22 protein-coding genes and 1 pseudogene are annotated in these 24,605 nt (G+C 71.4%); 15 read left to right on the forward strand and 8 right to left on the reverse strand.

Features of this window, described 5'->3' with window-relative positions; translation table 11 throughout:
• Positions 1–31: 31 nt before the first annotated feature.
• Positions 32–1,057, forward strand: a complete 1,026-nt coding sequence (sph, locus tag GA0115233_RS15225; protein ID WP_093720747.1) for a sphingomyelin phosphodiesterase — start codon at positions 32–34, stop codon at positions 1,055–1,057.
• A 48-nt stretch (positions 1,058–1,105) separates the two neighbouring features.
• On the opposite strand, the gene ssuE is transcribed toward sph, so the two are convergent.
• Together ssuE and GA0115233_RS15235 are read right to left on the reverse strand one after the other, a co-directional pair.
• Positions 1,106–1,663: an NADPH-dependent FMN reductase gene (gene ssuE, locus GA0115233_RS15230; protein ID WP_093720748.1), complete on the reverse strand. Its 558-nt coding sequence runs from the start codon at positions 1,661–1,663 to the stop codon at positions 1,106–1,108.
• A gap of 36 nt (positions 1,664–1,699) precedes the next feature.
• A pseudogene (locus GA0115233_RS15235) lies at positions 1,700–1,957 on the reverse strand (ABC transporter substrate-binding protein); the annotation flags it as partial.
• 808 nt (positions 1,958–2,765) lie between these two features.
• Between GA0115233_RS15235 and GA0115233_RS15240 the strand changes: the two are divergent.
• The 7 genes from GA0115233_RS15240 to GA0115233_RS15265 all read left to right on the forward strand — a co-directional run bounded on the left by GA0115233_RS15240 (position 2,766) and on the right by GA0115233_RS15265 (position 8,255).
• Entirely contained in the window at positions 2,766–3,296 is a 531-nt protein-coding gene (locus GA0115233_RS15240; RefSeq protein WP_093720749.1) for a winged helix-turn-helix domain-containing protein, read from the forward strand.
• 11 nt (positions 3,297–3,307) lie between these two features.
• Positions 3,308–4,555 carry an acyl-CoA dehydrogenase family protein gene (locus GA0115233_RS15245; protein WP_093720750.1) on the forward strand — a complete coding sequence of 416 codons (1,248 nt, stop codon included), beginning with the start codon at positions 3,308–3,310 and terminating at the stop codon, positions 4,553–4,555.
• A gap of 164 nt (positions 4,556–4,719) precedes the next feature.
• Positions 4,720–4,821, forward strand: coding sequence for a putative leader peptide (locus GA0115233_RS42340; RefSeq protein ID WP_354429161.1), 102 nt, complete (start codon positions 4,720–4,722; stop codon positions 4,819–4,821).
• A 53-nt stretch (positions 4,822–4,874) separates the two neighbouring features.
• Positions 4,875–5,984 carry an aliphatic sulfonate ABC transporter substrate-binding protein gene (locus GA0115233_RS15250; RefSeq protein ID WP_093720751.1) on the forward strand — a complete coding sequence of 370 codons (1,110 nt, stop codon included), beginning with the start codon at positions 4,875–4,877 and terminating at the stop codon, positions 5,982–5,984.
• Between the two features lie 34 nt (positions 5,985–6,018).
• Positions 6,019–6,807 (forward strand): ABC transporter ATP-binding protein, encoded by a 789-nt coding sequence (locus GA0115233_RS15255; protein ID WP_093720752.1) that lies wholly within the window; start codon positions 6,019–6,021, stop codon positions 6,805–6,807.
• Positions 6,794–7,681, forward strand: coding sequence for an ABC transporter permease (locus tag GA0115233_RS15260; RefSeq protein ID WP_093720753.1), 888 nt, complete (start codon positions 6,794–6,796; stop codon positions 7,679–7,681). The genes GA0115233_RS15255 and GA0115233_RS15260 overlap by 14 nt, the downstream gene beginning before the upstream one ends.
• Positions 7,682–7,814: 133 nt before the next feature.
• Entirely contained in the window at positions 7,815–8,255 is a 441-nt protein-coding gene (locus GA0115233_RS15265) for an SPW repeat protein (RefSeq protein WP_093720754.1), read from the forward strand.
• Between the two features lie 90 nt (positions 8,256–8,345).
• On the opposite strand, the gene GA0115233_RS15270 is transcribed toward GA0115233_RS15265, so the two are convergent.
• Complete coding sequence (locus GA0115233_RS15270; RefSeq protein WP_255310201.1) at positions 8,346–9,062, reverse strand: phosphotransferase; 717 nt, start codon at positions 9,060–9,062, stop codon at positions 8,346–8,348.
• An 88-nt stretch (positions 9,063–9,150) separates the two neighbouring features.
• On the opposite strand from GA0115233_RS15270, the gene GA0115233_RS15275 reads away from it, so the two are divergent.
• The 3 genes from GA0115233_RS15275 to GA0115233_RS15285 all read left to right on the forward strand — a co-directional run bounded on the left by GA0115233_RS15275 (position 9,151) and on the right by GA0115233_RS15285 (position 14,801).
• Positions 9,151–9,633, forward strand: coding sequence for a nucleoside deaminase (locus tag GA0115233_RS15275; RefSeq protein ID WP_093720756.1), 483 nt, complete (start codon positions 9,151–9,153; stop codon positions 9,631–9,633).
• Between the two features lie 78 nt (positions 9,634–9,711).
• The gene (locus GA0115233_RS15280; RefSeq protein WP_093720757.1) at positions 9,712–14,064 is read left to right on the forward strand and encodes an aminotransferase class I/II-fold pyridoxal phosphate-dependent enzyme; all 4,353 of its coding nucleotides are present in this window, start codon (positions 9,712–9,714) and stop codon (positions 14,062–14,064) included.
• On the forward strand, positions 14,061–14,801 hold the full coding sequence (locus tag GA0115233_RS15285) for a methyltransferase (protein ID WP_093720758.1): 741 nt from the start codon (positions 14,061–14,063) through the stop codon (positions 14,799–14,801). Before GA0115233_RS15280 ends, GA0115233_RS15285 begins: the two co-directional genes overlap by 4 nt.
• Positions 14,802–14,851: 50 nt before the next feature.
• Here the strand turns inward: GA0115233_RS15285 and GA0115233_RS15290 are convergent, their stop codons facing one another.
• Entirely contained in the window at positions 14,852–15,526 is a 675-nt protein-coding gene (locus GA0115233_RS15290; protein WP_176711792.1) for a chaplin, read from the reverse strand.
• Positions 15,527–15,793: 267 nt separating this feature from the next.
• On the opposite strand from GA0115233_RS15290, the gene GA0115233_RS15295 reads away from it, so the two are divergent.
• Complete coding sequence (locus GA0115233_RS15295; protein WP_093720796.1) at positions 15,794–17,368, forward strand: alpha/beta hydrolase; 1,575 nt, start codon at positions 15,794–15,796, stop codon at positions 17,366–17,368.
• 6 nt (positions 17,369–17,374) lie between these two features.
• Here GA0115233_RS15295 and GA0115233_RS15300 read toward each other — a convergent pair whose 3' ends face one another.
• Positions 17,375–17,800 (reverse strand): MarR family winged helix-turn-helix transcriptional regulator, encoded by a 426-nt coding sequence (locus GA0115233_RS15300; RefSeq protein ID WP_093720760.1) that lies wholly within the window; start codon positions 17,798–17,800, stop codon positions 17,375–17,377.
• A 66-nt stretch (positions 17,801–17,866) separates the two neighbouring features.
• Here GA0115233_RS15300 and GA0115233_RS15305 point away from each other — a divergent pair, with 66 nt between their 5' ends.
• Positions 17,867–18,289 (forward strand): PaaI family thioesterase, encoded by a 423-nt coding sequence (locus GA0115233_RS15305; protein ID WP_093720761.1) that lies wholly within the window; start codon positions 17,867–17,869, stop codon positions 18,287–18,289.
• Positions 18,290–18,299: 10 nt separating this feature from the next.
• On the opposite strand, the gene GA0115233_RS15310 is transcribed toward GA0115233_RS15305, so the two are convergent.
• Together GA0115233_RS15310 and GA0115233_RS15315 are read right to left on the reverse strand one after the other, a co-directional pair.
• Positions 18,300–19,556, reverse strand: coding sequence for an arginine deiminase (locus tag GA0115233_RS15310; RefSeq protein WP_093720762.1), 1,257 nt, complete (start codon positions 19,554–19,556; stop codon positions 18,300–18,302).
• Between the two features lie 17 nt (positions 19,557–19,573).
• A complete protein-coding gene (locus tag GA0115233_RS15315) occupies positions 19,574–21,007 on the reverse strand; it encodes a basic amino acid/polyamine antiporter (protein WP_093720763.1) in 1,434 nt (477 codons plus the stop codon).
• A gap of 152 nt (positions 21,008–21,159) precedes the next feature.
• On the opposite strand from GA0115233_RS15315, the gene GA0115233_RS15320 reads away from it, so the two are divergent.
• On the forward strand, positions 21,160–22,254 hold the full coding sequence (locus tag GA0115233_RS15320; protein WP_093720764.1) for a baeRF3 domain-containing protein: 1,095 nt from the start codon (positions 21,160–21,162) through the stop codon (positions 22,252–22,254).
• Between the two features lie 15 nt (positions 22,255–22,269).
• Here GA0115233_RS15320 and GA0115233_RS15325 read toward each other — a convergent pair whose 3' ends face one another.
• The gene (locus tag GA0115233_RS15325) at positions 22,270–22,683 is read right to left on the reverse strand and encodes an SsgA family sporulation/cell division regulator (protein WP_093720765.1); all 414 of its coding nucleotides are present in this window, start codon (positions 22,681–22,683) and stop codon (positions 22,270–22,272) included.
• A gap of 457 nt (positions 22,684–23,140) precedes the next feature.
• Between GA0115233_RS15325 and GA0115233_RS15330 the strand changes: the two genes are divergently transcribed.
• Positions 23,141–24,556, forward strand: coding sequence for a PP2C family protein-serine/threonine phosphatase (locus GA0115233_RS15330; protein ID WP_093720766.1), 1,416 nt, complete (start codon positions 23,141–23,143; stop codon positions 24,554–24,556).
• The last annotated feature ends 49 nt before the right edge of the window (positions 24,557–24,605 follow it).

Below are 24,605 nucleotides of genomic sequence, written 5' to 3' on the forward strand. Positions count from 1 at the left end.
GAGTTACCAGGGAGTAATCCCCGGTGGTTTGATGTGCGGCGCCACTCCACCCCCCTCACCCTCAGGAGATCCCGTGACGCTCTTCGCACAGCGCCGTGCACAGGGCTCGGCCGTGCTCGTCCTCGCGCTCGCCGCCGCCGCGCTGTCCGGTACGACGCCCGCGGTGGCGGCCGCTCCGGCGCCGGAGCTGAAGGTGTTGTCGTACAACACCTTCCTCTTCAGCAAGACGCTCTACCCGAACTGGGGCCAGGACCACCGCGCCGCCGAGATCGTCAGGACGCCGTTCTTCCAGGGCAACGACGTGGTGGTGCTGCAGGAGGCGTTCGACAACTCCTCCTCGGACGCGCTGAAGTCCGCGGCGGCGGGCGCGTACCCGTACCAGACGCCGGTGGTGGGGCGCAGCAAGTCCGGGTGGGACGCGACGGGCGGCGCCTACTCGGCGCTGACGCCGGAGGACGGCGGGGTCACGATCCTCAGCAGGTGGCCGATCCTGCGCAAGGAGCAGTACGTGTTCAAGGACGCGTGCGGGGCGGACTGGTGGTCCAACAAGGGGTTCGCGTACGTCGTTCTGAACGTGAACGGCACCAAGGTGCACGTCCTGGGCACGCACGCCCAGTCCACCGACCCCGGGTGCGGTGCCGGTGAGGCGGCCGCGATGCGCAGCCGTCAGTTCAGGGCGATCGACGCGTTCCTGGACGCCAAGAACATCCCGGCGGACGAACAGGTGCTGGTCGCCGGTGACATGAACGTCGACTCGCGCACCGCCGAGTACGGCACGATGCTCGCCGACGCGGGCCTGGTCGGCGCCGAGGAGCGCACCGGGCACCCGTACTCCTTCGACACCCGGGACAACTCCATAGCCCGGGACCGCTACCCGGACGACCCGCGCGAGGATCTGGACTACGTCCTGCACCGCGCGGGTCACGCCCGTCCGGCCGTGTGGAAGAACGACGTGGTCAAGGAGCAGAGCGCGCCCTGGACGGTGTCGAGTTGGGGCACCGAGTACACGTACACCAATCTGTCGGACCACTACCCGGTGACGGGTTCCGCGGGTTGATGTGCGGTGGGCGCGGCGCCGAGCCGCGCCCACCGCTGTCGGACCGGCTCAGCTCGCCGCGGCCAGCACCGCGGGACGGACGCCGAGGGCCAGCGAGAACTGGTCGGTGACCTGGGCCAGCGCCTCGGCGGAGGCCGGGGCCACGGTCAGGGTGCCGTCGTCGGCGACGGTGATGTCCTTGTCCAGGGTGAACCAGCCCGGGGTGATGTGGGCGGGTCCCATGGAGTTCAGGACGGGGCGCAGGGCGTAGTCGATGGCGAGGACATGGGCGGTGCTGCCGCCGGTGGCCAGCGGCAGCACCGTCTTGCCCGCGAGCGCGTACTGCGGGAGCAGGTCGAGCAGGGACTTCAGCAGCCCGGAGTAGGCCGCCTTGTAGACGGGCGTGCCGATCACGATCCCGTCCGCGCGCTCGAACAGGGCGGTGGTCTCGACGATCGCGGGGTGCCCGAAGTCGGCGCCGAGCAGCGCCTCGGCGGGCAGGGTGCGGACGTCGAGCGCTATGACCTCGTGGCCCTGGGCGCGCAGGCGGTCGTCGAGGTGGCGGAGCAGGCGGGCGGTGCGGGAGGTGGCGGAGGGGCTGCCGGAGACGGACAGAACGGTGGCCATGGGAAGGGAGACCTTTCGGGGAGTACGAGGGTGTGGTCAGGAGGCGTTCTTGGGCAGGCCGGGCGGGTTGATCTCCGACTTCTGCACGGCCTCGTCGGACAGGCCCCAGCGCTTCAGCACCTGGGCGTAGGTGCCGTTGTCGATGACCTCGTTGAGCGCGCCGGCGAGCGGTTCGGCCAGGCCGCTGTCCTTCTTGGTGGTGGCCGCGATGAGGCCCTGCAGGGTGGCGCCGGCGCCGGAGTAGGTGCCGACGACCTCGGTCTTGCCGGTGCTGGCGGCGTGGTAGGCGGCGGTATCGAAGAGCGGTGTGCAGCGGGCGAGTTCGGCGTGGGCGTTCTTGCCGTAGCGGGCGGAGTACTCCTCGCCGAGTTCCCTGATCAGGGGCCGCACCCGCGGGTCGGAGACGACGGTGCGCAGGAACGTCAGCTCGGGTGCGGAGGTCATCGGCGCGCCGCCGAGGGGTGCCGGACGGCGCGGGCCGAGGGGATGTCGGGGTACTCCACGGGCATGGCGTTGGCCTTTCGGGGACGGGCGCACGCGGCAGCGGCACGGCGGCCTTGCGGCGGCGGGGCAGGGGTGACCGTCCGTCAGCGGGACGGGGACAGGAGTGGGCGCCGACGCCCGGCGCGGGGCATCGGGGAGAACGTCAGTGCCGCGGCAGCGCGGAGGAGAAGAAGAGGGCTCGACCCGGGAACGGGGGTCAGAGAGAGCGCGGGGCCGGTCGGGCGGCCCGGAGCCGCGTCAGGCGCAACACGCGGCGGACCACACCCGACCGAAGTCGATGTGGTCGCGTGAGACCAGGTGCGGCTGGAGGTTCATGCCCCCAATTGAGCAGGGCATTTCGCGTTCCGTCAAGCTCGGGGCCTTCGTTCTCCACTTTTCCTATCGAGTTACTAGGAAAGCATTGACGGGAGCCGTGGGCGTTGCGCAGGATGGGGACCATGCCCCACACGCAGCAACGACTCGTACGTCGTCGGCATGTCGACTTTGGTCACGTCGTCAGTGCCGCCTGCTGTCGCGCGTAAGGCAAGCATCCGCGCTGCCGCTCCGCTCCTTCCTACCTGGGGTCACCCCCCTTCCTCGCTCCCGAAGGACGAACGCCATGACCACGGCACTTCCCTCCACCACGCTGTCCGACGTACGCCACCTGCACCTCGTCGACGACCTCCCGCAGGACCTCCCGGCCGAGCCCGGCTCCGCGCCGCTCGTCGGCTACCTGGTCTTCGTACCCGAAGGCACCGACCCCGCCGAGCTGTTCAGCCGGGCCGGAGTCGGCTCCACCAGGCCCGTCCCGACCCGGCACCGGGAGGACGATGCCGTGCGCATCGACCCCGAGCGTCATGTCGCGGAGGTCGACGGGCACGAACTCGACCTCACCTACCTGGAGTTCGCGCTGCTGGCGCATCTGGTGGGCCACCCCCACCACGTCCACTCCCGTGAGCGGCTGATGTCCGAGATCTGGGGATACGACCACGTCGGAGACGGGCGCACCGTGGACGTCCACATCGCACGGCTGCGCCGCAAGCTGGGCGCGGCCCACCGGGAACGGATCGTCACCGTGCGCAGCGTGGGCTACAAGTACGTGCCCGGACGGCGCGTCAGCCCCGACGCCGCGCGACGCGGCCGACCTTAGGAGTGCACCTCATGGGCGTCGCCCCTGCCCCGTCCCGCACCGTCCCGCAGCTCCCGCCGTCCGGCCCGTCCGGCCCGCCCCGGTTCGACCGCGCGCACTGGCTGCACGTGGCGCGCGAGACGGCGGACGACCTGGCCACGGACGCGGTGGCCAGGGAGCAGGCGGGCAAGGCGCCCTTCGACGAGGTGTCCCGGCTGCGCGAGGCGGACCTGCTGACCCTGCTGGTCCCGGCCGGGTCCGGGGGCGGCGGCGCCGACTGGGACACCGCCCTGGCGGTGGTCCGGGAGATCGCCACCGCCGACGCGGCCATCGGCCAGCTCCTGGGCTGTCACTACGTCCTGGCGTACGCCGCCCGGCTGTTGGCCGAGCCGGGGTCCGCCGAGCACATCGAGCGCCGGTCGGCGGCCGGGCAGTGGTGCTGGGGCGGTGGCGTCGGCCGCCAGGAGCCGCGGCTGGCGCTGGTCAGGTCCGGCGACGGGTACGTCCTCAACGGCCGGCAGAGCTACAGCACCGGCGTGCTGGTCGCCGACCGGCTGGCGGTACGCGCCGTGTCCGCCGACACCGGTGAACCCCTCGCGGTCGTCGTCGACCCGGCCGGGCCGGGCGTGCGGATCGACAACGATGCCGACCCCTTCGGCCAGCGCCTCGCGGCCGGGGGAAGCGTGGAGTTCGACGGCGTCCGGCTGGGCTCCGACGACGTACTCGGCCCGCTCTCCGCCGACGAGGACGTCCTGTCCCCGGCCGCCTCGCTGGCCGCCCCGCTCGGCCGGCTCGTCTCGGTCCACCTGCGCCTCGGGATCGCGGAGGGCGTGCTGGGCGAGGCCCGCGAATACAGCAGGGCCGGTCACTCCCCCTGGCACCCGGAGTGGCCCGCCGGTTCACCGCAGGACCCGCAGACCCTGGCCGCCTACGGCGAACTCACCGTTCTCACCCGGTCCGCCTCCGCGCTGGCCGCCGAGGCGGTGGCGGCCCTGGAGAACGGGCTGCGCGCCGGGCCGGGCCTGACCTACGACGACTGCGCGGAGGTCTCGATCCTGGTGGCGGTCGCCGAGGCCGCCGCGGCCCGCGCCGCCCACGAGTCCACGGCGCGCGCCCTGGACATCATCGGCGCCCGCTCGGCCTCCGCCCGCCTGGGCCTGGACCGGTTCTGGCGCAACGCCCGCACCCACACCCTGTACGAACCCGTCGCCCACCGGCTGCGGGATGTCGGCGACTACTTCCTCAACGGGGCGCACCCGGCGTTCAAGTTGCCGGTATAGGCCGCCCGTTCGCCGGAACGGCTCTCCCCTTTTCACCTGCGGTTTCTCACCTCATGAGATCAAGCCGTCCAACATCTGAACAACCCCTTGGGGCAAGGGCCGCCGTCTGCCACGATCCCTAGCAACCAGGTAGGAAAACTAGGAATCGATGGGGGGACACAGCCATGGGCACTTCCGTGCGCGTCCGGCTGGCGACACCCCTGCTGACCTCTCGCCGCCACATCGACTTCCTGCGGACGTCGAGCGCGATCTGTCGACCCTTCTGAGGTCCTTCGCCCGACGTACCCCTTGTTCCACCTGACTTCGAGAGGACACCTCTGTGTCTGCCGCACGACCGCTCACCACCCTGCGTGCCATCGCCGCGATAGCGGCCCTCCCCCTCCTGCTCACCGCTTGCGGCTACGGTTCCGACAACGACGACGACCCCAAGCAGGCCCAGGTCGCCGCAGACGCCAAGAAGCTCTCGGTCGACGAGGTGCGGATCGGCTACTTCCCGAACCTGACGCACGCCACCGCCCTGGTCGGCGTCCAGGAGGGCATCCTGCAGAAGGAACTGGGCGGCACCAAGATCTCGCCGTCCACCTTCAACGCCGGCCCCTCCGAGATCGAGGCGCTGAACTCGGGGTCCATCGACATCGGGTGGATCGGCCCGTCCCCGTCCATCAACGGCTACACCAAGTCCAACGGCGAGAACCTGCGGATCGTCTCCGGCTCGGCCTCCGGCGGCGTGAAGCTGGTGGTCAACCCCAAGAAGGTCAAGTCCCTCAAGGACCTCAAGGGCAAGAAGATCGCCACCCCGCAGCTCGGCAACACCCAGGACGTGGCCTTCCTCAACTGGATCGCCGAGCAGGGCTGGAAGGTCGACGCGCAGAGCGGCCGGGGCGATGTGTCCGTGGTCCGCACCGACAACAAGGTGACCCCGGACGCCTACAAGTCCGGCTCCATCGACGGCGCCTGGGTGCCCGAGCCGACCGCGTCCAAGCTGATCGCGGACGGCGCGAAGGTACTGCTGAACGAGGCCGAGGACCTGTGGCCGGACAAGAAGTTCGTGATCACGAACATCATCGTGTCCCAGAAGTTCCTCAAGGAGCACCCGGACGTGGTGGAGGCCGTGCTGCGCGGCTCGGTAAAGACCAACGCGTGGATCACCGCCAACCCCGACCAGGCCAAGGCCTCCGCCAACAAGGCGCTTGAGGGCCTGACCGGCAAGGCGCTGCCCACCGAGATCCTCGACCCGGCCTGGGAGTCGATCACCTTCCTCAACGACCCGCTGGCCTCGACCCTCGACACGCAGGCGCAGTACGCCGTGAAGGCCGGCCTGCTGGAGGAGCCCAACCTCAAGGGCATCTACGACCTCGCCCCGCTCAACAAGGTCCTCAAGGCCGAGGGCGAGCCCGAGGTCGACGACGCCGGTCTCGGCGTCAAGTAGCGGATCCCGTCGAGTTTCCCAGGAGGTGACGACCATGGCCACCACGATCGCCAAGGCCGCCGAGGGCGGCACAGCGACCGCGCACGCCGCGCGTATCGAGCACGTCTCGAAGTCCTTCGCGGGCCCCGCGGGGCAGCAGCTCGTCCTCGACGACATCACCCTCGATGTCGCACCGGGCGAGTTCGTCACCCTCCTGGGAGCCTCGGGCTGCGGCAAGTCGACGCTGCTGAACCTGGTCGCGGGCCTGGACAAGCCCAGCGCGGGCAGCATCAGCACGGACGGGCGTCCGGCGCTGATGTTCCAGGAGCACGCCCTGTTCCCGTGGCTGACCGCGGGCAAGAACATCGAACTCGCCCTGAAACTGCGGGGCGTACCGAAGGCCGAGCGGCGCGGGCGGGCCGAGGAGCTGCTGGAGCTGGTCCGCCTGCACGGCGCGTACGGCAAGCGGGTGCACGAACTGTCCGGCGGTATGCGCCAGCGGGTCGCGCTGGCCCGTGCGCTCGCCCAGGACAGCAAGCTGCTGTTGATGGACGAGCCGTTCGCGGCGCTGGATGCGATCACGCGGGATGTGCTGCACGACGAGCTGACGAGGATCTGGCGCGAGACCGGCCTGTCGGTGCTGTTCGTCACCCACAACGTGCGTGAGGCCGTGCGCCTGGCCCAGCGGGTGGTGCTGCTGTCCTCCCGGCCCGGGCGTATCGCCCGGGAGTGGACGGTCGGGATCGCCCATCCGCGCCGTATCGAGGACAGTGCGGTCGCCGAGCTGTCCGTCGAGATCACCGAAGAACTGCGTGGGGAGATCCGCCGCCATGGCCAGCACTGACACCACCGCCAAGGACGGCACCGACCTCGCCGGCCTGGAAGCGGGCCTCGACGCCCTGGACGCCGTCACCACCACCCGCACCCCCCTGCGCGAAACCCTCCTCCGCAAGGTCCTGCCCCCCATCACCGCTGTCGCGCTGGTGCTGGCGGTGTGGCAGCTGCTGGTGTGGCTGGAGGTCGCCCCCTCCTACAAGCTGCCCTCCCCCGGCGCGGTCTGGGAGGAGGTCCGCACCGCCTGGCTCCAGGGCACGCTGCTGGACTACATCTGGACCAGCGTCTCGCGCGGCCTGCTCGGCTTCCTCTTCGCGCTCGCCATCGGCACCCCCCTCGGCCTGATCGTCGCCCGGGTGAGGTTCGTGCGCGCCGCGATCGGGCCGATCCTGTCCGGCCTGCAGTCCCTGCCCTCGGTCGCCTGGGTGCCCCCGGCGGTGATCTGGCTCGGCCTGAACGACTCGATGATGTTCGCCGTCATCCTCCTCGGCGCCGTCCCGTCCATCGCCAACGGCCTGGTCGCCGGCATCGACCAGATCCCGCCGCTGTTCCTGCGCGCCGGACGCACCCTGGGCGCCACCGGACTCAAGGGCGCCCGGCACATCGTCATGCCCGCCGCCCTGCCCGGCTACCTCGCCGGACTCAAGCAGGGCTGGGCGTTCTCCTGGCGCTCCCTGATGGCCGCCGAGATCATCGCCTCCTCCCCCGACCTCGGCGTCGGACTGGGACAGCTCCTGGAGAACGGCCGCAACAACGCCAGCATGTCCCAGGTCTTCCTCGCCATCCTCCTCATCCTCCTCGTCGGCATCGCCATCGACCTGCTCATCTTCAGCCCCCTCGAACGCCGCGTCCTGCTCAGCCGCGGCCTGCTGGTCAAAAGCTGAGACGGCATGGGTCTGATTCGCGCTGTGACCTCTACACATAAGGACCAAATAAGCGCAGAATGCTGGTAAGCGGCGCTTACCCGCACAACCGCACCAGACGCGGTCAGGCCCTGCTAGTCAAAGGAGACGAGTCATGGCCAACGTCTCGCCCACCAGAGGTGACATAACGAGCCACCCGGATGCCATGGAAATGCGGGAACGGTACGCCCGCATGCTCGGCGGTCGTGATGTGGCGCTCATGGACGGACCGGTGTTCCTGCTCGGTCTGTACTGCGCCGTATCCCCGTGGATCGTCCACTACACGACCAGCCAGCCGGACCTCGTCCCGCACAACCTGGTCATCGGGATCGCGATCGCCCTGCTCGCCCTGGGGTTCACCCGGGCTCCGGAGCGCATGTACGGCCTGAGCTGGGCCATGTGCGCGCTGGGCGTCTGGATGATCGTGTCGCCGTGGATCGTCGGCGACAGCCCCGACGCGGGCGTGGTGTGGAACAACATCATCATCGGCGCGCTGGCGCTGATCCTCGGGCTGATGTGCGCCGGTACGGCGGCGAAGAGCGCCCCGAGGCCGTAGGAGCCACGAAGTGATCGGAAACGAGAGGTAGAAGGAGGAGACGCCGGCCGGCCCAGGCACCCGGGACCGGCCGGCTCCACATGCCCGGGGTCACCCGAGCCGACCGCGGTGCCGGGCGACCCACTCGTACGCGGCCCGCACCTCCTCCACGACGCCGCGGTCCCGCAGCCCGACCATGGCCGCCTCGCCCCGCCCGGCCCCGGCCGCGATCCCCCGCCAGCAGCGGTCCTGCCACCACAGGACGGTGTCGACCAGCCCGTCGAGGTCCGCCGCGCCGTACGCGTCACGGACCAGCGCGATCCGCCGGCCCGCCTCGGGCACATCGGTGACGCCCGGGCCGAGGTCCAGGTACTGCCAGCACACATGGGCGATGTCGTGCACGCGCTCGCCCGGCGCGGCGAGGTCCCAGTCGATGAAGGCCCTCGGCCGCCCGTGCCGGTCGTACACGGTGTTCTTGGGCGCCAGGTCGTTGTGGCAGACCACGTCGGCGTCACCGGCGAGCGGGGTGCCGTGGGTCAGGTCGTGGAACTCGCGCACCATGCGGGCGATCCGGGTCAGTGCCTCGTCCGTGCGGACGGCGGCCCGCTCGCCGGCGCTCAGCGCCGCCCGCCCCTCGATGTGGCCGAGCGTCTCCCGCCCCTGGTCGTCGGTGCCGAGGAAGCGCGGGGCGCCGGGCCAGCCGTGCCGTTCGAAGTGAGCCAGCAGGCTGTGCACGTACGGCACTCGCGGCGAGGGGGTGCGCCGCACCGTGGCGCCCACCCGTACGACCTGGTTGACGGCTCCGCCGTCCAGAAAGTGCTCCGCCACCCGGCCGAGTATCCCAGCCGCGCCGCCGGGGGTGCCGAGCGTAAGGTGCGGGAGAAGATCACCCGAGTCGGAAAGGGGCGTACCCGTCATGGTCGTCCAGGAGTCCGAGCTGACTTATCTGCGGCGCTGTGTGGAGCTGGCCGCGCAGGCGCTGGAGGCCGGGGACGAACCGTTCGGGTCGGTGCTCGTGTCCGAGGGCGCCGTCCTTGCCGAGGACCACAACCGGGTCGCCTCCGGCGACCGCACCCGGCACCCGGAGTTCGAGCTGGCGCGCTGGTCGGCGGCGCATCTCACGCCCGAGCAGCGGGCGGCGGCCACCGTCTACACCTCCGGCGAGCACTGTCCGATGTGCGCGGCCGCCCATGCCTGGGTGGGCCTCGGCCGCATCGTGTACGTGGCCTCCTCCGCCCAGCTGTCCGCCTGGCTGACCGAGTTGGGCGCGCCCGCCGCGCCGGTGCGGCCACTGCCGGTCAACGACATCGCACCCGGCGTGGTCGTCGAGGGCCCGGTGCCCGAACTGACCGACGAGGTACGCGCGCTGCACGTCCGCTTCCACCAGCGGCAGGCCTGAGCACGACGTCGCTCCCGCCGAGATGCAGGGGCCGGTCGGCGCTGCCTACGATCGGTAAAGGCCCCGGCCGGGGAGGCGATGCTCTTGCAACCCGCTCAGCGCCTCGCGGTTGCCCTGGTGACATCGGTCGCGGTCGCCACGGTCGTCTACATGGCGGTACCCGTGACCCACACCCCGATGTGGGCGCTGATCGGTCTGATGGGCGTCGGTGCCGTTCTCATCGGGGTCCGGCTCAACCGCCCCGCCCATCGCTGGCCGTGGTGGGTGCTCGCGGCCGGACTGCTCGCCTTCATCACCGGGGACACCTACTACAACGCGATGGAGGAGTACTTCGGCGCCTCCAACCCGTTCCCCTCCCCCGCCGACGCCTTCTACCTCGTCTGTTACGTCCTCTTCGCGATCGGCCTGTCCGGGCTGGTGCGCTACCGCTGGGCCGGCCACGACCTGCCGAGCCTGCTGGACGCGCTGATCTTCACTGCCGCGCTCGGCCTGCCGGTCTGGGTCTATCTGGTGGAGCCGCTGACCGAGATCGAGGGGCTGACCTGGGAGCAGCGGGCGATCAGCATCGCCTATCCGCTCGGCGACGTCCTGGTGCTGGCCCTCCTGGTCCGCCTGCTCGCGCCCAACCCGCTGGAGGGGCCCAACCGCTCGGTGCAGTTGCTGGTCGTCGGCACCCTGACACTGCTCTGCTTCGACATCGCCTACGGCATCCTCCAGCTCAACGACCTGTGGCAGACCCGCACGATCCTCGACACCGGGTGGGTCGTCTTCTACACGGCCTGGGGCCTGGCCGCGCTCAACCCGGCCATGGTCGAGCTGACCGCCTCCGTGCCCACGCGCGCCTCCCTCCTCCCGCCCACCCGCCGTCTGATGATGCTCGCCCTGGCGACCCTGATCGCCCCGGCGGTGCTCCTGCACGCGGCCGCGCGCGGCACCATGCACGACGCCGCCGCCATCGCCGCCTTCTCGGCGGCACTGTTCCTGCTGGTCATCCTGCGGCTGTCGGTGATGGTGGTGGCCCACCGCAAGGCGGTGGCCAGGGAGCTGGCGCTGCGCGGGGCGGCGGCGTCCCTGGTCTCGGCGTTCCGCAGCTCCGACGTGACCCGCTCCTGTGCGGACGGCGTGCAGACCCTGCTCGGGCCGACCGTCCGGCACCGGACGCTGGTGCTCTCGGCCGAGGAGGCCACCGATCCGGTCCTGCGCAAGTCCCACGTGGTCGAACCGGCCGTGCTGGGGCCCGAACTGGCCGCCCGGTTCGCCGGGCTGCCGTCCGTGCTGGTGTGTCCCATGACGCCACCCGACCGTCCGCCCGGCGGGGTGGCGGGCGCGCTGCTGGTGGCCGGTCCCGCCCGGCCGCTCGCCGAGACCCGCGGCTCGCTGGACATCCTCGCCTCGCACGCGGGGCTCGCCATGGAGCGGGTGATGCTGCGCCGGGAGGTGGTGCGCCGGGAGAGCGAGGCGTACTTCCGCACGCTGGTGCGCAACACCTCCGACGTCATCCTGATCGTGGAGAGGGACAACACCATCCGCTACGCGAGCCCTTCGGCGCGCGCCGTGTTCGGCACCGCGGACCTGGCCGGCAAGTCCCTCCCGGCGCTGGTGGACCCCCGGGACACGGAGCGGGCTACCCAGGCGCTGGCGTCGGTGCGCGAGGAGGAGTCGCGGGCCGGGCACGACCACTGGTGGGTGCGGCGCAGCGACGGCCATGTCGAGGTGGAGGTGCGGTGCACCAACTTCGTCTCCGAGCCCACCGTGGGCGGCCTGGTCGTGACCCTGCGGGACGTCACCGAGCAGCGGCGGCTCCAGCACGAGCTCACCCAGCGCGCCTTCCACGACTCGCTGACTGGTCTGCCGAACCGCACCCTGCTGCTGGAGCGGATCGAGCGTGCCCTGCTGCGTGGCCGCCGCGAGTCGGCGCTGACCTGTCTGCTCTTCATCGACGTTGACGATTTCAAGCAGGTCAACGACACCCTCGGGCACTCCGCGGGTGACCGGCTGCTGGAGGCCGTGGGCTCACGGCTGTCCCGTACGCTGCGCCGCAGCGACACCGCGGCCCGGCTCGGCGGCGACGAGTTCGCCGTACTGATGGAGGACGCCCGGGAGCCGCTGGACGCCGAACTGCTCGCGGCGCAGGTGATCCAGGCGCTGTCGCGGCCGTTCCTGCTGAGCGAGGGGACGGTCACGGTGTCGGCGAGTGTCGGGGTGGCCACCGCGCGGGACAGCACCGACGCGGAGGAGCTGCTGCGCCACGCCGACCTCGCGCTGTACGCGGCGAAGGCGGCCGGCAAGCGGCAGTGGCGGCGCTTCCGGCAGCTGCTGCACACGCGCATGGTCGAGCGGCACGATCTGCAGAGCAGGCTGGCCCGCGCGGTGGCCGAGGAGGAGTTCACGCTGCGCTACCAGCCGGTGGTGGACATCAGCGTCGGCCAGGTCGTCGGCTTCGAGGCGCTGGTGCGCTGGCCGGGCGCGCCGCGTCCGCCGATCCTGCCGGAGCAGTTCATCGGCCTGGCCGAGGAGACCGGGCACATCGGCGCGCTCGGGGCGTGGGTGCTGCGGAACGCGGTGCAGGACTTCGCGGGGCTGCAGCCGCTCACCCACAAGCGGGACGGGGCGCCGTTCATCAGCGTCAACGTCTCCGCCCGGCAGTTCCGGGACAGCACCTTCCTGGACCAGGTCGGCCGGGCCCTGCGCACCCCGGGGCTGGCGCCGGGCTCGCTCCAGCTGGAGCTGACCGAGACGGTGCTGCTGCGCCGGGACGCCCAGATCCAGTCGGTGCTGCACGCGCTCAAGGACCTGGACGTGCGGATCGCGGTGGACGACTTCGGCACCGGGTTCTCCTCGCTGCGCTATCTGCGGGACTTCCCCATCGACGTACTGAAGATCGACAAGTCCTTCATCGACGACATCACCCGGGACCCCCAGCAGGTCGCGCTGGTCGAGGGCATTGTGCGGCTCGCGGAGACGCTGGGCCTGCAGGTGATCGCCGAGGGCATCGAGGACCCGGCCCAGCGGGATCTGCTGGCGGGCATGGGGTGCCGGCTGGGCCAGGGGTACCTGTTCGCCCGGCCGATGACAGTGGACCAGACCGAGCGGGTGCTGCGGCGGCGCAACAGCGGCAGCCGCAGGCCGCCGCAGCGTCCCCGGCCGCTGGCCACCCGCGGTACGCCCACCGACCGGCTCGGCCGTGCGGCGGAGCTGGAGCGGCTGCGCCGCACCAACCCGATGAGCGACGCGGTGCTCGACGAGGTGCGCGGCCGGCACATCCGCTGCGGCGACCACTGGCTGATCGACTTCGCCTCCTGCAACTACCTCGGCTTCGACTGGGATCCGGAGATCATGGCCGGGATCGATCCCGCCGTACAGCACTGGGGCACCCATCCGAGCTGGTCCCGGCTGCTGGGCAGTCCGCGGCTGTACCCGGACATCGAGGAGCGGCTCGCGGACCTCCTGGGGGCGCCGGACACGCTGCTGCTGCCGACGCTCACCCTCATCCACTCCTCGGTCATCCCCGTCCTCGCCGACCAGGGCCATGTCTTCGTCGAGGCCACCGCCCACCGCACGGTCTACGACGGCTGTCTGGTGGCCCGCAGCCAGGGCGCGACCCTGCGCCGCTTCCACGCCGAGCAGCCCGACGAGCTCGACGGTCTGCTGGCCTCGGCGCCCGCCGGGGTGCCCCGGCTGGTGTGCCTGGACGGGGTGAACAGCATGAGCGGGAACATCCCCGACCTGCCCGCGCTGGCGGCGGTGTGCCGCGAGCGGGGTGCCCTGCTGTACGTCGACGACGCGCACGGCTTCGGGGTGATCGGGGAGCGCTCGCCCAACGAGCCGTGCCGGTACGGTTCGCGCGGCAACAGTCTGGTGCGGCACACGGGCGAGTCGTACGACGGGATCGTGATGGCGGCCGGGTTCTCCAAGGCGTACTCCTCCCTGCTGGCCTTCCTGGCGCTGCCGACGGATCTGAAGAACCGGCTGAAGACCGCGGCGGCGCCCTACCTGTACTCCGGGCCCTCGCCCACGGCGTCGCTGGCCACGGCGATGTCCGGGCTCGACGTCAACGACCGGCGCGGCGACGAGGTGCGCGCCGACCTGTACCGCAAGACGACGAAGGTGCTGCGTCATCTGGACGCGCTGGACATCTACACCCTCAACCGGGACGAGCTGCCGATCGTGGAGATCCCGCTGGCCGATCCGGACGATCTGGACGCGGTGGCGCGCATGCTGTGGGACGAGGGCATCTACGTCACGCTGGCCGCGTACCCGCTGGTGCCGCGCGACCGGGTGGGGTTCCGGGTGCAGTTGACGGCGCTCAACTCCGACGAGGACATCGACCGGCTGAACGACACGCTGACCCGGCTGGCGGCCAGGTTCCCGCTGCGGCGCGGCGGAAGGCAGGGCGCCGTGGCCGGGTCGGGAGGGGTGAGCCGCTCGTGACGACGCACAACGACGACGTCGACTGGGACCGCTGGCCGATCGCGGACTACCTGGCCGAGAACTACCGGGACGTGCACCCCTCGGACGCCGCAGTGATCGCGCACCACTCGGCGTACTACCGGGGGCTGGCCCCCGGTTCGGTGGCCCGCTCGGTGGAGTTCGGGGCGGGCCCGAACCTGTATCCGCTGATGCTGGCCTCGGCGGTGAGCCGGCGGATCGAGGCTGTGGAGGCGGGCGCCGGGAACGTGGCCTATCTGGAGCGGCAGATCCTGTGCGGGCCCGAGGCGAGCTGGCTGCCCTTCCACGAGCTGTGCCGGCGGCTCAACCCCGCTGTCCCGCCGACCCCGGCGCAGGCGCTGGCCCGGGTGTACGTGGTGCACGCCGACGTCCGCGATCTGCCGCCGCACTCCTATCAGCTGGCCTCGATGCACTTCGTGGCGGAGGGCGCCACGGAGGACTTCGCGGAGTTCACCGCGTTCTGCCGGGCCTTTGTGCGGTGTGTGGAGCCGGGCGGTCATCTGGTGGCGGCGTTCATGGAGAACATGCCGACCTACCGGATCGGACCGGCCTCGCGCTGGCCGGGCTGCCCCATCGACCCGGGCCGGGTCGAGGAGGTGTTCACCCCGCTCACCCGGGAGCTGTCGGTCACCCACATCGACGAGGACCCGACACTCCCCGACTACGGCGACTCCGGGATGGTGCTGCTGACCGGCCGGGCGCGCGGAGTCCGGCAATGACGGAGGCCCCACCGGTGGTGCGCCCGGTGGGGCCTTCCGTCCAGGGGGAGTCAGCGCAGGGCGCCGGGGCGGCCGCGCCGGTAGAGCAGGGCGCCACCGAGGACGAGGGCCGCGGCTCCGGCGACCGCGGGGACGGTGTGGTCCGCACCGGTGTGGGCGAGCACGGGCGCCGGGCCGTGCGGCTCGTGCGCCGGGGGCTGGTGCGGGGTGTGCTCCTTGGGCGGTTCGGGGGTCGGCTTCTCCGGGCGCTCGGGGGTCCGCGGGCGCTCCGGGACGACCGGGCGGCCCTCCGGGGAGTTGACCGACTGGTTGCCGAAGACGGGGTTGCCGACGCCGACCACGTTGACGCTGTTGCCGCTGACATTGACCGGGAGGTCGACCGGCAGTTCCAGGCCGTTGCCGGAGACCAGGCCGGGCGAGTTCTTCGCGTCGCTCTCGGCGGTCGCCCCGCTCGGTGCGCGGCCCTTGTGCCTGCCCGCGCCCTCGCCCTTGCTCACGCAGGTGTTGCCCGCGGCCGGGTTGAGCAGCCCGATGACGTTGACGGTGTTGCCGCACGCGTTGACCGGCACATGGACCGGGAGCTGAATGGTGTTGCCGGAGATCCCCCCGGGCGAGCCCACCGCGGTGCCGTTCGCCCCGGAGTCCGCGTACGCGGGCATCGCGACGGCCATCGCTCCCGAGGCCGCGGCGACGGCGATCACACCGTTTCGGGTAACCCTTCTCATAGGTTCCCTGCCTTCCACACATGGATATACGGGCACTCGCCCGCACCGGATAAAACGCGGGCGAACCATGCGAGTTATGGCTGATCGAACTTTCACCCCATCGAGCGGCACAGATATCGAACGCGGGGCAAAACCGACGTATGGGAATACGGGCCCGCGTATGCGCATGCGGGGCGCGCGCCCCGGAGGCGAGCCGTCCGGGGGCCGCCTATCGTGATCGGGGGGCGCCGGAACCCGGTTCGCCGACGGGCGCCCGTGGAGGCCTTCATGCCGGTGAAGCTGTCGAAGCGGCCCGCACTGCGGGGCTGCGCGGTACTCGCGGCGGCCGTGGTGACGCTGCTGGGCCTCGGTCTGCCGACGGCCCAGGAGGACGACCCCGGCCTGGAGCGGTTCTACCGGCAGCACGTGAAGTGGGGCAGGTGCGACACCCTCGACGCGCCCAAGGACCTCCAGTGCGGCAAGGTGACGGTCCCGCTCGACTACGCCGACCCGAAGGCCGGGACGCTCGACCTGGCGCTGGCCCGCTACCGGGCCACCGGTGACTCCCGCGGCTCGGTGCTGCTCAACTTCGGCGGGCCGGGCGGCGGGGGCGTGGACCAGCTCGCCTACGGAGGCAAGGACTTCATGGGCCTGACCGACGGCTACGACGTGGTGTCCTTCGACCCGCGCGGGGTCGGCCGGTCCTCCCCGGTCAGCTGCGGCGAGGGCGTGGAGGACATCCCCGACGGCACGGACGACAGCAGCGAACTCGGCGCCGACCCGCGGGCGGTGCTGGAGGAGATCCGCCGCACCGCCAGGGCGTGCGCGAAGCACTCCGGGCCGGTGCTGCCGTACATCGGCACGGTGTACGCCTCCCGGGACATGGACGTGATGCGCGCCGCCCTCGGCGACGACCGGCTCAACTACCTCGGTTTCTCCTACGGCACCCGGCTCGGCGCGGTCTACGCCAAGCAGTTCCCGGACCGGGTGGGCCGGATGGTGCTGGACGGCGTGGACACCCTGACCGAGCCGCTCACCGAGCAGGGCGTGGCGGGCGCCAAGGGGCAGCAGGCGGCGCTGGACGAGTTCATCGACTGGTGCACCGAGGACATCGCCTGCCCCTTCGGCCAGGACGCGCGCACCGCCCGCGAGGAGGTCGTACGGCTGGTGGAGTCGCTGGACGAGGATCCCGTGCCGACGGACTTCGGGGGCGTGTTCACCGGGCAGGACCTGGTGAGCGCCCTCAGCCAGGCGCTGTACAGCGAGGAGATGTGGCCGACCCTGGAACGGGCGCTGGCCGCCCTGGTCGAGGACGGCGACACCCGGGCTCTGCAGAGCCTGGCGGGCGGCGGACTCGCCGTGCCCCTCCGCGGCGACCACGGCGATCTCGCCGACCCGGAGGACATCCCGCTGGACAACCTCCCGGCCGCGCTGATGGCGATCAACTGCGCGGACGACCCCGACCGGCCCACCGCCGAGAGCATCACCCGCAACCTCGACCGGTGGCGCGCCGAGTACGAGCGGGCCTCCCCGGTCTTCGGCCCGTACCGGCTCACCGAGGTGCTGATGTGCTACGGCCGCCCCAAGGGCACCGACTTCATCCGCGAGCAGGTCAAGGACCTGGACACGCCGAAGATGCTGCTGGTCGGCACCCGGGGCGACCCGGCGACGCCGTACCGCTGGACGGTCCAGACGGCCGAGCGGCTGGGCTCCCCCGCGGTGGTCCTGGACAACCGCGACGGCGGCCACACCGGGTACGCCTCCTCGGCCTGCGTCCAGCGCAAGGTGGACGACTTCCTGCTGTACGGCTCCCTGCCCCCGAACGGCAGTTCCTGCGGCCAGGACGAGGACGAGGCGCGCTGAGCCGGCTCACTCCCCGCCGTGCACGATGCGGTGCAGGGCGGCGGCGGTCCGGTCGAAGCCGTCGTCGCCGAGCAGGGCGCGCAGTTCGGCGTTGAAGCGGTCGATCTCGGGGCGGGCCGCGTCCAGGGCGGCGGACCCGGCCTCGGTCAGTTCCAGGACGACGGCGCGGTGTTCGGTGGGGTGCGCGCTCCTGGCGAGCAGCCCGGCCGCGGTCAGCCGGGCCACCAGGCCGGTGACGGCGGACTCCCGCAGGCCGAGCGTGCGGGCGAGCTGCTGCTGGGTGACGCCGGGGCGGTCCTCGACGGCGAACAGGGCGCCGAGCTGGGCGGTGGTGATTCCGGCGGCGGCCAGACAGCGCCGGTCGGCGGCGGTGCGCAGCTGGTGCGCCGCGCGCTGGAGCAGGAAGTACAGGCGCTGGCCGGGCTCGGACATGGGCCGATCTTGACAGAGGCGCCGGAGCCCCGCCACCCTCAGTTCACTAGTGAAGTGAGGTTCGATGTGAACGAGACAGCGGAACTGGACCTGGCCCGGCGGATCCTGGCGGCGCAGCCCTTCAGCGTGCTGCTCGGCGCCCGGCTGACCGCCTTCGGCGACGGAGAGGCAGTACTGGAACTCGACATCCGCGAGGAGTTGCTCCAGCAGAACGGCCATGTGCACGGCGGGGTGCTCAGCTATGCGGCGGACAACGCCCTGACCTTCGCCGCCGGTACCGTGGCCGGCCCGCGGCTGCTGACCGCCGGTTTCACCATCGACTATCTGCGCCCCGCCAAGGGGGACGTGCTGCGCGCGCACGCGCGGGTCGTCCGCGCGGGCCGCACCCGGGTGGTCGTGCGCTGCGATCTGCGCACGGTCACGGGCGACGGCGAACCGGCGCTGTGCGCGGTGGCGCAGGGAACGATCTCCGTTCCCGCGGCGGCCTGATCAGGGCGCCTCAGAAGTCCACCGGGTCCCGGACGATCGGGCAGGTCATGCAGTGGCCGCCGCCCCGGCCGCGGCCCAGTTCGGCGCCGACGATGGTGACGACCTCCACGCCGGCCTTGCGCAGCAGGGTGTTGGTCTGGGTGTTGCGGTCGTAGGTGAAGACCACCCCGGGTTCCAGGGCAACGGCGTTGTTGCCGCTGTCCCACTGCTGGCGCTCGGAGGCGTAGACATCGCCGCCGGTCTCCACCACCCGCAGCTTCGGGAGCCCGAGGGCCTTGGCGACGACCTCCACGAAGGACGCCGGGGCCTCGTCGACGATCTCCAGGCCCGGGGCCTTGTCGCTGGGCCGCAGGGAGAAGGGGTGGACGCCGTCCATGATGGCCGGGTAGAGGGTGACCAGGTCGCGGTCGGCGAAGGTGAACACCGTGTCCAGGTGCATGGCCGAGCGCAGCCGCGGCATCCCGGCGACGACGACGTGCTCGGCGGCGCCACCCTCGAACAGGGCCTTGGCGACCTGGGTGATGGCCTGGCGCGAGGTGCGCTCGCTCATGCCCATCAGGACGACGCCGTTGCCCACCGGCATGATGTCGCCGCCCTCGAAGGTGGCCTGCCCCCAGTCCTGCTCGGGGTCGCCCCACCACACGGTGGAGCCCGCGTAGTCGGGGTGGAAGCTGTACACCGCCTTCATCAGCAGCGTCTCGTCGTGCCGGGCGGGCCAGTACAGCGGGTTGAGGGTGAGGCCGCCGTAGAGCCAGCAGGTGGTGTCGCGGGTGTAGAGGGTGTTGGGCAGCGGCGGCATCAGGTACTCGCGCACGCCGGTCGACTCGCGGGCCAGCGCCAGATAGCCGGAGCGGTAGTCGTCGGGCAGGTCGTCGACGGCCAGACCGCCGATCAGGTACTTGGCCAGTTCGGCCGGTTCGAGGGTCTCCAGGTAGGCGCGGGTGCCGTCGACGAGGCCGAGGCCGACCTCGTTGGGCACGATCTTGCGGTCGAGCAGCCAGTCCCGGGCGCCCGGCACCCGCATCGTCCGCGCCAGCAGGTCGTGCAGCTCGACCACGTCCACGCCGCGCTCGCGCAGCTTGTTGACGAAGTCCAGGTGGTCGCGCTGGGCGTTCTCGACCCACATCACGTCGTCGAAGAGCAGGTCGTCGGAGTTGGTCGGGGTGAGGCGGCGGTGCGCGAGTCCCGGCGCGCAGACCAGTACCTTGCGCAGCCGTCCGACCTCGGAGTGGACGCCGTACTCGGGAGGGTTCTGCTGACTGGTCACGGTGCACCTTTCGGGGTTCAGAGGCTGATCCAGCCGAGCGCCAGGGCCACCACGCCGATCACCGCTCCGGCCACCGAGACGGCCAGGACGACCAGTTCGGGCGGCGTGAACAGGCGTCGGCCCTGTTCCCGGCGGGCCATCACGAACAGCACCGTGGCGGGCGCGTAGACGATCAGGGAGACAAGGAGGTACTTCAGCCCGGCCGCGTAGAGGAGGAACGCGGTGTAGACCGTCGCGAGCGCGGCGATCACGAGTTCGGCGGTGCGCTGCCGGTCCCCGGCCGCGGCGATCTTCAGGGCGAAGGCGGCGGCGAGCAGGAACGGGATGAGGGTCAGCGCGCTGGTCAGGTTGAGGGCGAAGTCGAAGGCGTCGTCGGAGAACAGGGTGACGATCAGGACGATCTGACTGAGCGCCGTGCTCATCACCAGCGCGGGCATCGGCACGTCGGCGGGCGTGGCGCGCTTGAGGAAGCGCGGCATGTCGTCGTCCTTGGCGGCCACGTACAGCACCTCGGCCGCCATCAGCGTCCAGGCGAGGTAGGCGCCGAGGACGGAGACGATCAGGCCGACGCTGACGAAGACCTGCCCCCAGTCGCCGACCGCGTGCTCCAGCACCCCGGCCATGGACGGCTGGCGCAGCTCGGCGATCTCCTCCATCGGCATCAGGCCGTACGACACGATGGTGACCGAGGCGAAGATCGAGAAGACGCTGAGGAAGCCCAGCACGGTCGCCTTGCCGACGTCCTCGCGGCGCCGGGCGTGCCGGGAGTAGACGCTGGCGCCCTCGACGCCGAGGAAGACGAAGACCGTGGCCAGCATGGTGCCCTTGACCTGCTGGAAGAGGGACCCCGCGTAGTCGGCCCCGGCGAAGTTGTCGGCGAAGACGCTCGGCTCGAAGTAGAAGAGCGCGATGATGACGAAGACGATGATCGGCACCACTTTGGCGATGGTGACGATCCGGTTGATCGCCGCCGCCTCCTTCACTCCGCGGCTGATCAGCCAGAAGAACAGCCACAGTCCGACCGAGGAGAGCACCACGGCGAGGACCGTGTCGCCGTCGCCGAGCGCGGGCGCGATGGCGCCGATCGTCGACATGATCAGCACCCAGTAGGTGACGTTGCCGACGCAGGCGCTGGCCCAGTAGCCGAAGGCGGAGAAGAAGCCGAGGTACTCGCCGAAGCCGGCCTTGGCGTAGGCGTAGACACCGGCGTCGAGTTCGGGGCGGCGCAGCGCGAGCGTCTGGAAGACGAAGGCGAGCATCAGCATGCCGGTGCCTGCCACCGCCCAGGCGATCAGGGCGCCCGCGACACCGGTCTCCTGCGCGAACCTGCGCGGCAGGGAGAACACTCCGGCGCCCACCATCGAGCCGACGACCATCATGGCGAGCGTCGGCAGGCTGAGTTTGGCGGTGCGGGGCTCCTGGCTCCTGGTTTCGGTCTCGGCCTCGGCCATGCGCGTCCTCTGCCGGATCGGGCACCGCCGCAGGTCGGCGATACAGGGACACCATCCGGCGATTGCGAGTGACATTAACAGCGAAATGTCGCTGTTGCCCGCCCGATTCGCCCCCCGATGCCCCATCGGCGAATCAGTCCTATCGTGCTGTCATGGAGCATGCACTGAGTCCCGCCACACTCGCCGAGCTGCGCCGCCCGCGCCCCTATCCCGCGGTGTCCGTCCTGACCCCGACGCACCGCCGAGAGCCCGAGAACGCCCAGGACCCGGTCCGGCTGCGCAATGTCGTGGCCGACGCCAAGAAGCAACTGGAGTCGGATCCCGCGGTCAGCCGGGAACGGCGGATCGACGTCGTGAAGCAGCTGGAGGAGGCGCTCGCCGAGGTCGACCTCACGCACGCCGAGGACGGTCTCGTCATCTTCGCCGCCCCCGGTGAGCACCAGGTGTGGTCCCTGGCCCGCCCGGTGCCCGAACGGGTGGTACTCGCCGACACCTTCCTCACCCGCAACCTGGTCTCGGCCCAGGCCGCCGAGCGCCCCTTCTGGGTGCTGTCGGTCTCCGCCGACCGGGTGACCCTGTGGAACGGCGGCGGCGACCGGGTCGTGCCGGAGCACGCCGGAGGCTTCCCGCTCACCCGCAGCATGGACAACTTCGACGCCGAGCGTCAGGAGCGGATCGGCGACCTGCCGAGCACCTTCCGCGACGAGAGCACCCGGCACTTCCTGCGCGACGCCGACACCGCGATCGGCAAGGTCCTGCGCGCGGATCCGCGCCCCCTCTACGTCACCGGCGAGACCGCCGCCCTGTCCCTGCTGGACGAGGTGGGCAGCGTCTGCCGCGACGCCGTGCACATCCGGCACGGCGGCCTCGCCGACGCCACCCCGGAGACCGTCTGGCAGGCGGTGCACCCGGTGATCGCGGCGGACAGCCGCCGGGTCGCCGACCAGGTGGCCCGGGAACTGGAGGCCGCGCGGGGCCGCAAGGCGTACGCGGCCGGTCTCGACGAGGTCTGGCAGAGCGCCCGCGAGGGCCGGGTCGGGCTGCTGGCGGTCGAGGAGAACTTCCGTGCGACCGTCCGGGACAGCGGCGACCATCTGGTCCCGGCCGACAACGACGACCTCGACGCCCGCGAGGACATCGTGGACGAGATCGTCGAGCAGTGCCTGGAGACCGGCGCCGACGTCCGCTTCGTACCGGACGGGACGCTCGGCGACGCCACCGGCATCGCGGGCGTGCTGCGCTACTGAGGCTCGAACGCGCCCTCAGACGCTGCCGAAGAGCGCGCTCAGGCCCTCGTCGACGGCCGATCCGAGGTCCTCCTGACCGACGGCCACGACGGCGTGGGTGCGCATCAGGAAGCGGCGCAGGGCGGAGCTGTCGAACCGCAGCAGGGCGAGCCCGTACGGCGAGTGGAACTCCAGCACCGTACGGGCCCCGCCGCACGGCCAGATGTGCACGTCGCCCTCCCCGGCCGGGCCGCGCAGGCCCTCCGCCAGCAGCGAGCGGGCGAAGGTCCAGGTGACGCTCTCGCCGTCGAGCGCGATCTCGGGCGGGAAGTCGATGTGCACGGCGAGCGGGTCGGCCGAGCTGTAGCGCAGTGTGGCGGTGGCGGGCAGCTCCTGCTCATCGGCGGTGATCAGATGGGCGCGGGCGGGCTGTTCCAGAGTGATGTCCATAACGATCTTCCCCCGTGGTCGACGAGGCCGGCCCGGTACAGGGCCGGCATGTCTTTAGGACCTCGCACACTCCACTCGCATTACACCGGAGCCCGATTCTCCAGCGTGAGCTGCGTCACACAAAGAGGACGCATTCGCGCCCTACCCGAGCGAACCACCGCGAAGCCACCGTGAAGAGCGGGAACACGGGTCGAACACACGACCGTCGAACACCGCCATCACCCCCCGAACGTCGCTCGCGCGCACCATCAATTCACGTACGGTTTCTACGACTTCACCGAAGCCATGGCCTACGCCATTCACCCGATGTGACCTCTCCGTTGAGACTGTGGCATATGCCAGAAGCACCACCGGATCGTGTGTTGCCAAATCCCTTACAGCGCGTCGCAGGCTGTGCAACAGTCGTAACGGTCCCTCCGTCATCCAGGTCGTACCGTCCCCTTCACCGGAGTCCGTCATGCCGTCCCATCTCTCCGCGGGCCGCCCGGCCGCCCAGCCGCCCGGACGCGGCTCGGTCGAGGCGCTGATATCGCAGGCCCGCCGGCTCAAGGGCGACGTGGACGCCGTGCGACGGGACACGCCCAGTGACGGCGCCGACCCGCAGGAACGCTGGCAGCGCGCCCTGTGCGACCTGGCCCTGACCCAACTCGACGACCTCGACGCCCACTTGGCCCAGCTACGGGAGGGTCCCCCGCCGGTGCGGGAGGCACCGGCGCCCGCGGCCGAGCCCGCCCCGCGCGGATCGTCACTGCTCAGCCGGGTCGGCAGCGCGGAGTGGAACCTCCTCACCGACGAGGCCAGTTGGTCCGGTGAGCTCTACCAGATCCTGGGCCGGGACCCCGCCACTGCTCCGCTCACCCTCGACGAACTGCCGTCCCTGGTACTCGACGAGGACCGCCCGAGGCTGACCGCGATGGTCACCGACTGCCTCGTCGACGCCAAGCCGATCGACGGGGAGTTCCGGATCGTGCGCCCGGGCGGCGAGGTACGGACCGTGCACATGATGGGCGAACCGGTGCTCGGCGCCGACGGCAGCACCGCCTCGATGTGGGCCGTGCTGCGCGATGTCAGCGAACTGCGCCGCAGCCAGCGCGCGGTGAGCGAGACCCGTGACTCGCTCCAGCGCCAACGGCAGCGGGAGCAGACCGAGCACCGGCTGGCGGCCGAGCTGCAGGAGGCCGTGCTGCCGTCCTGGCGCGGTTCCCTGCGGCTCCCGCACCAGGGCCCGCAGAGCCTGGACCTGGCCGCCCACCACCTCCCCGCCGCGACCGGTTCCCCGATCGGCGGCGACTGGTACGACGCCCTCGAACTGCCCGGCGGCGAAACGCTGCTGAGCGTCGGCGACCTCACCGGACAGGGCGTCTCGGTGGCCTCCGCCATGGCGACCCTGCTGGGCGCCGTACGCGGCATGGCGATGGCGGGCACCGAGCCGGGCCGGCTGATGTCCTGGCTCAACCAGTTGCTCGACGCCACCGTCCAGCCGGCCCTCGGCAGCGCTGTCTGCTGCCGCTACCGGCCCGAGACCCGCAAACTCGTCTGGGCACAGGCGGGACACCCCGCCCCGCTGCTGTTCCGCGGCGGGACGGGGCGCCGTCTGCGGTCACCGAACGGCGTGCTGCTGGGCGCGACGCGCGGTGCCGCCTACGACCAGGCCGAAGTGACCCTGGAGAGCGGAGACCTGCTCCTGCTGCACACCGACGGACTGTCGGCCGGGCACGACAGCGCGGACCCGGTGGACCGCCTCCTCGACCTGGCGCCGCGCTTCGACGCGGCGTCCACCGCACAGGACTGCGTACGGACGGTCGTGGAGGAGTTGGGCGCGACGGAGCGTGCGACCGACGCCTGTGTGCTGATCGCCAGGGTGACGGCCTGACCCCGGTGCGGGACTTGGCGCACGGGCCCCCTATACCCGTGCGGTGTTC

It is taken from the genome of Streptomyces sp. DI166, from assembly GCF_900091315.1.
Taxonomy (GTDB): Bacteria; Actinomycetota; Actinomycetes; order Streptomycetales; family Streptomycetaceae; genus Streptomyces; species Streptomyces fuscus.